Source organism: Glycomyces sp. NRRL B-16210, from assembly GCF_000719515.1.
GTDB lineage: Bacteria > Actinomycetota > Actinomycetes > Mycobacteriales > Micromonosporaceae > Glycomyces.
This window is the reverse complement of the sequence record NZ_JOGR01000002.1, coordinates 116,032-129,094: the sequence shown is the minus strand read 5'-3', so window position 1 is coordinate 129,094 and position 13,063 is coordinate 116,032. Positions and strand designations below refer to the sequence as shown.

The window sequence follows — 13,063 nt, the reverse complement described above, 5'->3', positions numbered from 1 at the left end:
GATGCCGACTAAGCGCTGTCCCGTAAGTCTTGTTGATGGCGGGTGGGGCTCGCTGGTCGAGCGCTGGCTTAGCCGACGAGGGTGAGGTTGTGGAGTCGGGCTATGCCGGCGACGGGTTCGGCGACGCCGCTACCTCGCAGGCGGCAGTCGCGCATGATCTTCCAGGTCTTCATGGCCGCGAAGGTGTGCTTGATGCGGGCGCGAACCTTGCGATGGGAGGCATTGTGGGCCTCTTTCCACTCCACTAGGGTACGTCTTTGTCCTTGCGGCGGTGTGGGATCACCGCTCGGGTGCCGATGTAGCCGCCGTCGGCGATCACGGTCGCGGTCCGGGTGGCCTCGTCGACACCGGATTCGGCGAAGGCTTTGCAGTCGTTGCGGTTGCCTGGCAGCGGGATGCCGATGGCGGTGACGAGCTGACTGTCGGCGTGGATCACGACCTGGTGGTTGGTGGAGTAGCGGTAGTTCTTGCTGGGTGCGGCGATGGCATGGTCGCGGGTGGGGACCAGGGTGCCGTCGATGATGAGCACGGTGTCAGGCGCGTAGCGTTTCCTCGGGCGTAGCGCGAGTTTGGGGGCGAGGTCGTCGATGACGCGGTCGGCGGTGGACTTCGAGGTGCCGAACAGGGCCGCGATCTGGCGCATGGTCAGGTTGGTGCGCCAGTAGGCGGCGACCAGCAGCACTCGGTCGGCGAAGCCGAGCTTCCAGGGGCGGCCCCGCAGCGGCGGGTCGGCGTCCTCGCTCTGGAGTTGGCGGACCAGTTTGGCGAATTGCCGGGCCGAAAGGCCGCTGAACAGTTCGATCATCGCCTCGTCCGCCGTACTGATTACACCCGCCACTCGGGCATGATCGCATGCACCCCAACCGCTCTCAATATCACGCGACGGTCCGGGATCTGGAAACGCTAGTATCGCGTCCGACCTCGTCATACTGTTCGAGCACGAGCCCGGGGAGGACGTTTGCGGCTTCCGAAACACGCTGTCGGGTTCTGGCACGCCCGTTCGGAGCCGTTCCCCGAGATCAACGTCGACACGTTGGCTCGAGCAGTCCGTGACTCGGCGATCCCTTCCGGGGTATGGATCGGGCACGTCGACCGGGCCGAGTACCCGCGCAGCTTCCACGCAATGCGGCTCAGGAGCCGAATCGGCAACCGCACCGACCAGTACGACCTGCTCTGCGCGCAGCACCTGCCCTGGGTGGCCTTCTGTCACGTGACGCCCGACTACATGGGCTTCGAGGTCAACACGGTCTTCCGCGAGCCCCCTCCTTGGGCGAGCCTGCTCGCTGAACTGGACTATCGCGTGCTTTCACACGCCGAGCTACAAACGCCGTCAGCGGAGATCGACACCTCCGAGCTGACTCCCGCAGCACGCGGAGAGGTCAAGTACTGGCGTCCGAACTGCCTGGCCGAGTTCCTCTTCAACTGGTGGGACTGACCTGACCGCCTCTCACCCGCGGATCGCGCCGCGCGACCCCAGGACCCTTGCGGGACAACCCTTAGACAAGATCCTCTCAGATCAAGATCCTCGTCCAACATCCTTACTACACCTCACCGGTGACTTCGGTGATCATGTGGTCGGCGCTGGCTTGCATCGTTCTCTGGCTGTGGTCTCGATGCAAGTTGTCGAACCAGTCGGGGATGTGGGCGTTCTTCTGGCGAATGCTGAGGATGAGATCCTGGAGCGACCGGCAGTCCGCGAGCGTGACATCAGCGGTATTGGATAGGCCGCGTTGCCACGATTCCGATGCCTTGGCGTCAGCGCCCACTTTGAGCGTGACACTCTCACGATTGGCCCTGATAATCTCGACTAGTTCATTGATCGGGCCAAGGAAGGGAATCGCGACCGCGATCAACATATCGGGCAGGGAGAGACGTGCGCCGAAGGCGATCGCCATTCCCACTGCGATCAAGGCAACCAGCGCGATCCCTGTCCAAACTGCGTACCAGCGGTGCGTGGAGGTACTCCAACCGAGATTCGTTCGCTGGCAGATGAGCACGTCCATTGGGCGAGGCACGTTTCGCATGTCCGGATACCAGTCTTTGGTTCGATTTCCTCGGTAACGCGCCGCCGCAGCGGCGATCGCCGTCGGGGTTGGGTGATCGGCCAAGATGCCGTTCCATGGGAGGCCAAACACATGAGTATCGAATTCTTCCTGCATCATGACAGCCTCGTGGATGCAGCGCTTCTCGCGGCGGCTGGAAGTGACCGACCAGGCCAGGGCAAGGGCGCCGCCCGCGCCGCCGACAGCGGGCCTCAGTTCTGGAAACGAGAGGGCGGACGTCATGCTCACAAAGGCGATCAGCAGGACGGTCGCGACTCTGACCTCCTGTATGCGTTTGGCGTCGGCATAGCGACGTGCCTGGGCCGCAAGCAGGCGTTGTGAGTATTCACTGTTCTGTTGCGACGCGATCGGTCGTGGCAGGCGCTCCATCGATGCTCCTCTCGATCGACTTTCATTGTCACACCCGGATTTCGGCACCGGTCCGGTCAGTCCATCGGTTTGACGGTGCAAAAGGAACCCTCTGGGCTGTTCGCGTATCCTGTTTCACCCTAACGGATGACAGATCAAGGCGAGGGCTTGACACATTCCAGACCGACTGTGTTATGTTCGAGGACTCGTCCCACAGCGGCGGGCCCCACTTACTTGTACGACAGCAGTGGGCAGTCATGCCGATCGCGGCTTGAGGGCCAGCGCGGCTTCAGAAGCTGATATCCGAGCAGACCCGGTTGATAGGGACGAATTCCTTCTCGCCGTACCTTGGCATGCCATGCCCAATCGGCCGGGTCTCGAGATCTGCTGTGGAGGAATATTGTCAACCGCACGCACACCGAACAGCCCCATACTGGCGGGTGACCTGCTGCCCGAAGGCGAAGTGCGCGGCTTCGCCTATCTCGCCCAATCACCGCCGAGTCGTGGTTGCGACCGCCTCCTGTTGGTGGGCGAGGACGACTTGACCGCGCCACCCGCGCGTGTCGTTCCCAACGACGCGGCTTCGACGATCTCGCTCGCACCGACACCGCTGGACCGCTTGCCTGACGACCGGGTCCATACCGCCTCGGACATCGCGCCCGGCTTGCCGAAGGTCACCGACCGGCTCCTTCGAACCCCGGGGAGCCCTTGGTCGACCACGGCGACGCACCTTATGGACGCGCTCCTGCAGGACGGCCATTCCGTCTGGGCCGCAGGAGGGTTCGTCCGCGACCTGGTGTCGGACGGCGACGCGGCCAGGCCCAACGACCTCGACATGTCCGGCACCGCGCCTCCTGGCAGATTCACGGAGATCGCCGAGCGGATCCGGATCCGTGCCGGATTGGAACACCGTACGAAGGTCTCGGTCGACTCGCTGGTCTGCTTCGCCGTTTCGCCCACGGGAGCTCCGGTGTTCGAGTACCGCACGCTCAACCTCACCGGATATCCGTTCCCCGCCTCGGGCAGTGATCTATCCGAGGACGCGGAGTGCCGTGACTTCACCGTCAATTGCCTGCTGCTCGACCCCCACGAGCACCTCGTCCTCGATCCGTCAGGTGAAGGATTGACGCACCTCAGCGCCCGGCCCCGGATGCTAGTACCCATGAACCGGTCCGGTGACCCCGAGATCCGGGCCGCCAACCTCCTTAGAGCCGTGAAGTTCCAACTTCGCTGGCAGTTCGATCCAGGTATCGACTGCCCGCACCCTCCTGCGCTGACCGATGGCTGGCAGTTCGTCATCTCGGAAGAAGCATGGCGCGACCTGCGGAAGACCCATGCAGAACTCCTCGTCAAGTACGACTCGGATCTGATCAGGGAAGCCGCAAAACGTCTCAGCGCTGCCGCGCTGGAACTCGTTTCGGCGATCGAAGAACGGAGCGACGCATGAGCACTCACCAACCTCTCAGCGACTGGATAGTGAGCGTCGACGGAAGCACCGGAGCACGTGTGGGCGTGATCAACAACGGCCGTGAACGCGTCGACGCCCGCACACTGCTCCGCTTCGAACAAGACTGGGTCCGCACGGTGGTCAGCACCGAGACCGCCAACGCCCGTCGCTGCGAAGCACTCGGCCTGCGGAACCCCGTCTCCGGTGAGCTGTTCGTCGAGCTCGACGACTATGGTCTTCCACTTGAGATCGACCGCGACGGCCTCGCGGCCGTGACCGCCGTCGAAGCCGCTTGGCCAACCCCTCCGCCAGAGCTCGCTGAATCGCCGGCCCTCCAAGCACTCTCACCGGAGATTCGCTACTTCCTGCTTCACCGCCTCGCCGCCGAAGGCACCCCGGATCCGGGCTGGTTCCATCTGTTGCCCTGGGACATGGTGGAGCGGACTGCCGCCGCCTTGATCAACCTCCTTGGTACCGGTGGCGCGGAGGAGTCCATTGCACTGCGGCACTGGTTCACTCCAGCGATCACGGGCGTCACCGGGCCTCTCGAACAGCTGCGTATCGGGCTCGCCGAGGGCACATCCGAACTCACGCGCGTCGGTGCGACGGGAATCTGTGAAGGGCTCCTGCATGCGGAAGTCGACCGCATCCCCGACGCGGTCCGAGAACGATTGGCGACCCTGGCGCGGAGACTCGGCGACCTCAACCCTTTCCTGCGGCACGCCGCGGAAGTCGCCGCCTCCGGCCTCGACCACACCCTGGGCGGAACCGCGTTCAGAGTCGATCTCGCCTCCGACTTCACGCTCGCGGCCGCCGGCGAGGATCAACGCACCCAGACCGAGCAGCTGCGAGACGGGACCCCGCTCACCATCGACACTGTTATGACCGCGGGCCGCAGACTCGTCATCACGGTTGAGTTCACCGTTGCGTCCAGCCCTGAGCGTGAGCGTCTCCTCGAAGACTATCCGGTGGCGGTGCTGCCGATCGAGATCCGATCCACACGTGAGACCCGCACCTTCTGGATCCCAATGGAGTCGAGACGCAACTGGGTCTCAGGCACATTGCAGATGCCGTTCCCAGCCGACCGCTTCCAAATCTACGCGGACCACCCTCCGATCGGCGCCTTCGAACTTGCGCGAGTCCACCCCGACGCTCTCGCAGACTCCCTTGCGGGAGCGAACAGCACCGGCATCGAATGCTGGACGCGCCTCGCCGAAATCTCGAGCTTGGAGCACACGGTCGCAGCCGCACTCCGCCGCCGCGAACAAGACAGGAGTGCCTGATGTCCACAGACACCTTTTCGCTCGACGACGTCAGATCACTGCTCGAACATGAAATGCCCAGTACGAACAAGGAAGAGCGCATGTACGCGGCGCTCACCTGGTCAGGGCATCTGATGTTCGAGTTCATCAAGGACGCCACCGCGAACAACGATGAAGCGGCTCTGAGGAGCGTCTGCACCGACTCCACCCCGCTGCATAACCTCATCGCAAGGTACGCGCCGACGATCGATCCTTGGCCGGGACTTGATGAGCTTCCCTTCGACCCCAAGGGCAAACCCATCATCGCTGCGGTCCGAGGCCTGGCGGCCTTGGGGCTGGCACTGGTCGCCGACCAGCCAGACGAGCATCTCGGGGCCGCCTTGAAGTGGCTGCGCGTCGCACAGCACAACGCACCCGCGCAAGTGGACCTCCCGACGACCGCCTGGGACTGCGGCCACCCAGAGAAGATGGCAGCACTTACGAACCTGCTCGCCGAAGAGAACCATCGATTGACCGCCCTGGTCTGGCTCCTCGCGATCGATGGTGCTGAGTTGCGCGAGAGGCAGGGACCCGCAGTGAACGTCCTGTTGGACGCGGGATCCTCAGGCGCGCACGCGACGCTGCGACTCATCCGCTTTCCCCAACTGCCGAGTGGACTAGTTCCCGACCCGAGAGCGATGGGGCTGTTCAGTGCTGACACAGGTTTTCTCGGCGGGCTCAACCGAGCCTGGGAACAGGCCGGAAAGTCAGTCGACGGCACCGTCTGCTGGACCCTCGACAACCCCGACGGCCCGATCACCCACGTTCAGGACTTCAGCCTGACCGCCCCGTTCACCGTCGTGATCGATGAGATCAGGCGAACACAGAGCCGAATCCGATCCTTCCTGGCGGTTCGAAGAATCCGGTCCAAGACCGCGATCACCGGCGGCGTCGACGCCCAGGGGCGACTGGTATCGGTGTCCGGATACCGCAGCAAGTTCAGTGCGGCGAAGGCGATCGAGAGGATCGTGGTGCCCGCCGATGACGCATCGACTGCGCGAGGTCTCGCGAACGAGTTGAAGCCCGACACCGAGATAAACGTGGCCGAAACCTGGCAGGCGGCTGCCCGATACGCCAGGGAGATGCACCGGATCCTGCAATTTCGGCTGGGAGGTGCAATCGGTGGCGTCATCGTCCTCATAGCCGGGTTGGTCACGGGAGGAGTGATATGGCACGAAGCGAAGGAGCGCGCGGTGCTCGGAACCGCTGAAGACGTCGCTGCAGAGGCGTGGAACCTCGCGCACGGCGACAGTGATGGCCTGGCGCTGCTGCTGGCCATGGCCAGCGACGATATAGCGGCGCAGGTCGGCGAGGTCACGACCAATTTTGACCAGATCGCTCGGACGCATCACACGATCGTCAAGCTCTTGAACGCACCACACGGTTCTTACCGTGAACCCGCGATCAGCTTCGACGGTACGAAAGTCCTGCTGCACACCAACACGGGCGTAGTGGAACTCGTCTCCACCCTTGACGGGGCGATCCTCTGGAACCGTGAATACCCTCCGGGCCTCGAAATGCATGAGGAACAGACTCACGTCAATGCCACAACGTTTGCCCCATACGAGAGCCAAGCCGCGATCTCGACATCGGACCGAACGATCACGATCATCTCCCCGTCTGAGGGCATCTGGTCTGAGACCGCCTCCATCCAGGTGCCGGTCGAGGAGCGTTCTGGTGCCCTAGGTTTCGAGCTGAACACAATCGATTGGTTGCGGTATTCGCCTGATGCGTCCGCACTCGCCGGCTACGGTGCTCGCGTCGGACTCTTCTGGTTCGATCTCGAAGACGCGAGCGCGCCTCCGCAGCGATGCGATCCGGTCCCGGACGTGGTCGACCTCTTCGTCGGAGAAGACGGCCCCGTTCTGGTCACCGGCACCGCGGTCATGTCCGTCGATCTGGAGACGTGTGAGACCGAGATTCTGTTGAACGGGCCGGACGGGGCGACCATCCATGCGGTGGGAACCGACACGGACGGGACACTCATCGCGGTGGCCACGCGCGGCGCGGCGCTGCTCGCAGTGCGCCCCGACCAGTCCGAGTCCGTTCTCAGCGATCGAGGCCCGTACTTCGACCCGCTCGCCACTGAGTCCTGGGACGGCCTTCACGTCAGTGCACGAAGCGACAGCGGCACATACGGCTGGCTGATCGACATCGGCGGACAAGAATTCGGTTTCCCCGACGTGGGATACGCCCGGGCATCCGGTGGGCCCAGCGTCGTGGTGCACGACGGCATCGCGGCGATCCACGACCGTCGAGGCACACCGGCCCGCATCTTCTTCGAGGAAGGCGTCTGGGCGGACGAGGTCGGCTGGGCGGAAAACTTCGTCATACGCCGGAACTCAGTCTCGATCGCCTACGCCCCCATGAACTCAGACGGCATCGATATCGATCGTGGAGGAGTTCTCCCTATACCAGAGAACTCGAGGATCGACCGGATGGCGCTGAGTTTGGGAGAGCCCTGGGCGGCGGTCATTGTCAGCGACCAGGAGACAGGAGAGCGGAGTCTGCTCTGGTGGGACTTGGAAACGCAGGCCCATGTGGAGATCGCCGTCGAGGGCGCCGTGCCGCTGGAACTGGCGTTCGTCGACGGCGAACTGCTCGTGGCGGACACCGAATCGCGAGTGCTGCGCTTCGAGAACATGGAGGGTGAGTGGACACAGAACGCGTCGGTTGAGCTGCCGACGATCACAAAGGGACTCGCTGCACGGGACGGGGATGGCAACGTCTTCGCGGTGGTTTCGGATACTGCGACTGACTCGCCCACAGTCGTTCGCATCGATATGGCGGATTTCGCCATCGGAGCTTCGGTCGACCTGGAGGGCGCAATTGGAAACTCCGACCTCACGGTGCTCCGAGACGGCCAGGTCGTCGTAGGCTACGGATCTGGGAACGTCGCCTTCTTCAACCAAAAGCTCGCTCTCCGCGGAATGCATACGAGTACGACGTTGCAGACCATCATCAGCATCGCCGAGATCCCCGAACTCGATCAGGTCCTGGTGTCGGGAACCCGTGGATCGGTCGTACTGCATCGTGTTACCCGGACGGTGCAAGCCGAGGAGTGGTACCGAGGCGGACCTTTCAGCGATGCCAGCACCTCACCGGACGGCAACTACCTGGTCACCGCCAACCTCGTTGAATCGCAGCTCGCGATTTGGACCTTGAACAGCGAGGACCTTCGGAAACGGACCTGTGACGCTGTGGGACGAGATCTCACCGCTGAAGAGTGGCAACGGTTCGTCGGGGATGCGATTCCTTATCATCCAGTTTGTCCAGTATAACTGGATACAAAGATTTACCTCTAGTGCACGCATACATGCCTTTACTATTGGCTTATTATCGAGTGGATTGGTTTGGGTCGCGCAAGGATGGGGGCATGGCGAGGCGATCTGCTGGGCATCGAATCCTGTCGAACACCAACGAGAACCGTTCCCACTCGACTGCTGGGATCAGCGCCAGGAATTTACGGTAGGACTCATCGTTCGTCAGCGAGTGCTTCGGTGAGTCCGTAGGCGTTGGATTCGCAGAGCTTATCGATGATATTGAGGCATTGCATACGAGTCGCGTCGTCCCCTTGGCGGTAGAGGCGGAGCACGACGGTGATCAGGTGCCGTGACGCGGCGCTGTGGGCGGTTCGGATGTCACCGAGGTTGCTCCCGGCCGCTTCGGCGGCCTTGGCGCACGTCTGGAGGGCGGTTGCGGGAAGTCTCGTGCTGAGTTTGGCCATGCCGTAGATCGCATGCTCCAGATGGTCAGTGAATACGGTGCTCTGGGTGAACTGCTGGAGGAGCTGGTTCAGGTCAGGTGGTGATATCCGAGCGAGTTGGCGCATGGCGCTTGCGGCGCGAGCACGCACTTTGGCGTCAGGGTCGTTGAATAGTGAAGGCAACCAGGGGAGACCGTCTGCGGTGTGCTCTGCGAACGCTGTGGCGACGCCGAGCCGGGCGGCGGTCGGCAGCGCGTTGACGTCGGTGGTTACTGATGCGGCGAGCGCTCCAACGTGAGCCGCTCGCGCCCAGATCCGTCCAGCGCGACCTGTCACTTGTGGCGGTCCGGTGAGCGCGTGGTCGAGATGGGTGGCGAACCGTTGTGGGGAGTGCAGGATCGCGGCGGCGAGAAGGCGCTCGGTTGTGGCTGCATCAAGGACGTCGGGCAGGGCGATGAAGAGTGCTTCGGCCAGGTCGAGTGCCTGATCGGGGTCGTGTTTGATGAGGGCGCGGACGGCTCCGGCGGCGCAGGCGCGCACGGCCAAGTGCTCGTCTACGGCGAGCCTGGCAATGATCGGCGCGAGCGCATCGACCTGGTCCGGCATTTCGATGAGTGTGGAGGCTGCGGCGAGGGCGGCCTGCCCGCGGGTGGTGTTGAAACCGACGTCTACCAGACGTCCAGTGCCCCCGAACTGCTGGTGCGTGCCGTTTGGGAACCCAAAATCGGTGTCGGGCCTTGGATCAGCGGCGTTGGCGCACCAGTCGATGAGGTCGATGATGCGCTCGTTCCGTACGTTGAGGTCGTGCAGTGCGAAGCCGATGGTGTGACCGACGGTTTCGCCGTAGACGCGTGTGGCGTGCTCGCAGACATCGGCGAACAGGTCGAAATCAGGCTGGTGGGCGAGGCTGCGAATGACGTGCTCGATCGCTGCTGCGGGGATGACGGTATCGAACTGGAGAGCAAGGCGCGCGAAGCGCTCGGGTTCCTCGGTGGTGCGCCCGCCCAGCAACTCAGCAAGGCGCAGCGGGTGGCCGGCGCCGAGCCCGTGGTGTTGGCCGGTTTCTGGGTCATAGTGTTTCCGGAACGCGCGCAACCAGTGATCATCAGTCATGTGTTGGGCGGCGGCTATGGTGAACCGATGCGGTTCGTCTTCGCCATGGCGCCATCGAGGTCCGGCCGGCGGATTACCCGGGAAGCGGCGTTGAAGCTCTTCGAGACGCTTGCGCACTGCATCGGAGATGCGTTGCTGGTCTAGGGCGGTCATGAGGATGTACTGGCCGTATCGGTGCCCAAATCGGGTCTCGATCGGTGACCTATATGCGAGTAGCGCCTGCTCAATTCGCTGGAATCGGTCACTTGAGCAGTGGGGCGAGTGGGTTTGGATGAGTTGGGTGGCGGCCCAGTGCGTGTCACCGGTCCAACCCAGAAGGAAATTGCGGTCGTCAGTCAGGAGCCACTCGATGGCCTCGTCGGCCTCGCCTGACTCGGTCAGCGCCCGGCATGCGAGGAATCGCAGCTCCTGGCTTTCGGCAGTGCCAAATGTTGTTAGCATTTCACGGGCCTGGTCACGGTCTTCGGCGGTGAGTTTGATCAGGGCCGTTTCAGTTGCGGCGAAGATGATGCCATCGACGCCGGCGGGTGCGAACTCGTAGTAGTACTTCCATCGGCCTCCGTACGGCAGGCGGTCGTCAGGGTCTCGCTGGTCGGTGAGCGCGAGATCGATGACGAACGGCACGACCGCGTTGGTGAAGGAAGCGGGGGCGGCCTCGGCGATGTCCTGGAGGACGTTCGCTGACGATTCGTGGCGGTCCAGTGTGCCTGAGTCGAACGGGTCGGTATGTCCGTGTGCTCGTGCCTGGTCGAGGCTGTGGCGAAGATGGGCACCGATCAAGCGGGCCGCGCCGCCTGGGTCAGTGTCCTTGATCTGGTAGAGCATTGACCAAAGGTTTACCGGAGTCGCAGACTCATCTGGCACCTCGAGCACGTTCTGCTCGATCAGATCAGCAGTGAAGTCGACCAGGCCCGGCGGTAGTGACCAGCTGATAAGAGCGATAAATCGCTCTCGCCAGCGGTCGTCCGCGCCAAGATAGGGCCGGAGCAGCTCGGCTACGCGTTCGGGACGGTCGTTCGCGGCGAAGGCCAGTTGACCGAACGCGATGTCGACACGTTCGTGATCGGCGAGCCAGGTTTCCCACCTCCCGAGGTCGTCGGCGGCGTCAAACCAGCCAGGGGCGCTGAGCAGTGACCGCAGTTTCGGCGCGATCGGCAACGACGCCCAGGCGAGCGACTCGATTGCGCCCCAATCGTCGGCGGTGGCTTCCAGTTGCCGCAAGTCAGTGACGATGACGTCCTTGAGATGGAACCGGATCTCCTCGGAGGCAAGCAGTTGCCGGACCGTCTTGCGGAAAGCAGGGCGGTCGACGATGGCAAGGTGGTCAAGGACCTGGCGAGTTTGCGCTCGGCGGAAGAGGAACTGGCCCTGCTCCACCAAGAACCGATGCAAGTCACCACCGTCTCGGATGAACGCTCGGGCGAACAGATAGTCGAAGTACGACTGGTGAAAGAAGGCGAGGCCGCTGTCAACGCGTTCCAGAATCGACTCCGATACCAGGGAGCCGGTATCCGTCGGGTGGATCGCGTCCAGGCAGGCATCCGGGGCGGTGAGCACTTCGTGCTCGCTCATGTAGGTGACGAGCCCGGTCATCATCGTTTCCCACATCTGACCCCCAACGCGAGCGCCGAGGCGCTGCCGTACCTCACGGGTGAGCTGCCCGTACATATCAGGCAAGGTCCTGAACGGCTGCTTCCGGGAGGCCTCGTTGAGGCGGCAATACACCGACAGGTGCAGCGGCGTTCGAAGTAGCTCGAGCACCTCCGCAGACGGGACATGCAGATCATGCGCGGCCAGATGCGCCTGAATCTTCTCCGCTGGAAGCTCATTGAGGCGGACCCGCTGCGTTGTGGGATCACCGTGCAACAGACTGGTTAGCCGCGGGTCACGCTCAAGGTCGATGGTGCGGCAGGCCAAGAGCACCTTGACGTTCGGGTGATTCCGCAAGTCCGCGAGCGCCTCATCGACCGCTTCGAAACCATCGGGCATGCGACCGCTGAGCTCGCTGACCGCATCCAGTTGGTCGATGACCAACAGCCCCGGCCGTCCCGCAGCAACGTCGGCCAGTACGAGCGAAGGCGAATCCGCCAACTCCATCTGGGCGCCCAGTTCACGAGAGGTCCCAACACGGGTCGAACCGTCCATCCGAGCCAGGCCCACGACCCAGCCCTCAGCTGCCAGCTGCGAAGCGGCCTGTGCGGTAACAGTTGACTTTCCCATGCCGGCCTTACCGTCAACCAACAGCACCTGCGGGGCCTCAACATCCTTGAGAATCTCGAGGATTTCCGCACCCTCGGGGCGATCGATCATCCCGACCAACGGGCGCTGACGGTCAACACGCCGTTGCTGCCTTGCGACGGTGCGCTGCAAACGCTGTTCGGCTTCACCGTCGCCCGCCCAGGAACCGATCCGATCGGCTCCAGACGAGGCATCGACCCCACTGGGACTATTGCCCATGTGTAGATGGAGATGTTCAGCCGCGCCGACCTGGACGATCGTCCCTACTGGAGAATGGTCGAGGTTGGTGACAAAGTGTGCGGCATCTTCAGCAGAAGACGGACGGGCGTCAGCTGCGTCGAGCTGCACTTCTGTTCGAAAGTCATGCCAAAGGTCGGCGAGCACACGGTCACCGCGCATCGCCGAACGGCGCAGGCGTTCCAGGATCGCAACGCAAAGCATCACGGCCAGGTCTTGATCCCGTTCAACCCTCTCGATCTGTCCATGCTCATCGGGTTCCGACTCGATCCAAGACACCCACTGCCGGACCCCGTCAGGGAGCTCAGCCGGGTAAGTCCCATCCACGAGGGGCCACTCATCGGTAGCCCGTTCAAGCAAGAGCGCACGAATGAAGTCTTGACGAGCGGGCTCATCCGGAAAGACCGCAACCACCGCGTCCTGCACACCCGACCTCACCACATCGATCAGGGCTCTCCGAACCTCGGGCGCATCCCGGTCACGCAAACGGCGAGCACAGACCGCAGTGGAAATCCTGCCAACGACCTGCTTGCTGGCCCATCCAATGAGGGCACCCGAGACCGGCTCGAACATGACAGAAATCCTTCTGACGAAGTGATATCAGCCCACT

6 protein-coding genes and 1 pseudogene are annotated in these 13,063 nt (G+C 63.2%); 4 read left to right on the top strand and 3 right to left on the bottom strand.

Going from position 1 to position 13,063, the window contains the following annotated elements:
* Positions 1-68: 68 nt before the first annotated feature.
* A pseudogene (locus IF12_RS22600) lies at positions 69-838 on the bottom strand (transposase).
* Between the two features lie 120 nt (positions 839-958).
* Here IF12_RS22600 and IF12_RS0103345 point away from each other — a divergent pair.
* On the top strand, positions 959-1,435 hold the full coding sequence (locus tag IF12_RS0103345) for a hypothetical protein (protein ID WP_030154529.1): 477 nt from the start codon (positions 959-961) through the stop codon (positions 1,433-1,435).
* A gap of 106 nt (positions 1,436-1,541) precedes the next feature.
* On the opposite strand, the gene IF12_RS0103340 is transcribed toward IF12_RS0103345, so the two are convergent.
* Positions 1,542-2,432, bottom strand: coding sequence for an S-4TM family putative pore-forming effector (locus IF12_RS0103340; RefSeq protein WP_030154527.1), 891 nt, complete (start codon positions 2,430-2,432; stop codon positions 1,542-1,544).
* 379 nt (positions 2,433-2,811) lie between these two features.
* Between IF12_RS0103340 and IF12_RS0103335 the strand changes: the two genes are divergently transcribed.
* The 3 genes from IF12_RS0103335 to IF12_RS0103325 are packed head-to-tail and all read left to right on the top strand — an operon-like array spanning position 2,812 to position 8,440.
* Positions 2,812-3,858, top strand: a complete 1,047-nt coding sequence (locus IF12_RS0103335) for a hypothetical protein (RefSeq protein ID WP_166659579.1) — start codon at positions 2,812-2,814, stop codon at positions 3,856-3,858.
* On the top strand, positions 3,855-5,141 hold the full coding sequence (locus tag IF12_RS0103330; protein WP_133884245.1) for a hypothetical protein: 1,287 nt from the start codon (positions 3,855-3,857) through the stop codon (positions 5,139-5,141). The genes IF12_RS0103335 and IF12_RS0103330 overlap by 4 nt, the downstream gene beginning before the upstream one ends.
* Positions 5,141-8,440 (top strand): hypothetical protein, encoded by a 3,300-nt coding sequence (locus tag IF12_RS0103325; RefSeq protein WP_030154520.1) that lies wholly within the window; start codon positions 5,141-5,143, stop codon positions 8,438-8,440. The genes IF12_RS0103330 and IF12_RS0103325 overlap by 1 nt, the downstream gene beginning before the upstream one ends.
* A 194-nt stretch (positions 8,441-8,634) precedes the next feature.
* On the opposite strand, the gene IF12_RS0103320 is transcribed toward IF12_RS0103325, so the two are convergent.
* On the bottom strand, positions 8,635-13,026 hold the full coding sequence (locus tag IF12_RS0103320) for a hypothetical protein (protein WP_030154518.1): 4,392 nt from the start codon (positions 13,024-13,026) through the stop codon (positions 8,635-8,637).
* Between the last annotated feature and the right edge of the window lie 37 nt (positions 13,027-13,063).

What these genes read in the sequence shown, in the direction of transcription:
- IF12_RS0103340 (WP_030154527.1), bottom strand. Translation starts at nt 2,432, where the DNA reads ATGGAGCGCCTGCCACGACCGATCGCGTCGCAACAGAACAGTGAATAC.
- IF12_RS0103330 (WP_133884245.1), top strand. Translation starts at nt 3,855, where the DNA reads ATGAGCACTCACCAACCTCTCAGCGACTGGATAGTGAGCGTCGACGGA.
- IF12_RS0103325 (WP_030154520.1), top strand. Translation starts at nt 5,141, where the DNA reads ATGTCCACAGACACCTTTTCGCTCGACGACGTCAGATCACTGCTCGAA.
- IF12_RS0103320 (WP_030154518.1), bottom strand. Translation starts at nt 13,026, where the DNA reads ATGTTCGAGCCGGTCTCGGGTGCCCTCATTGGATGGGCCAGCAAGCAG.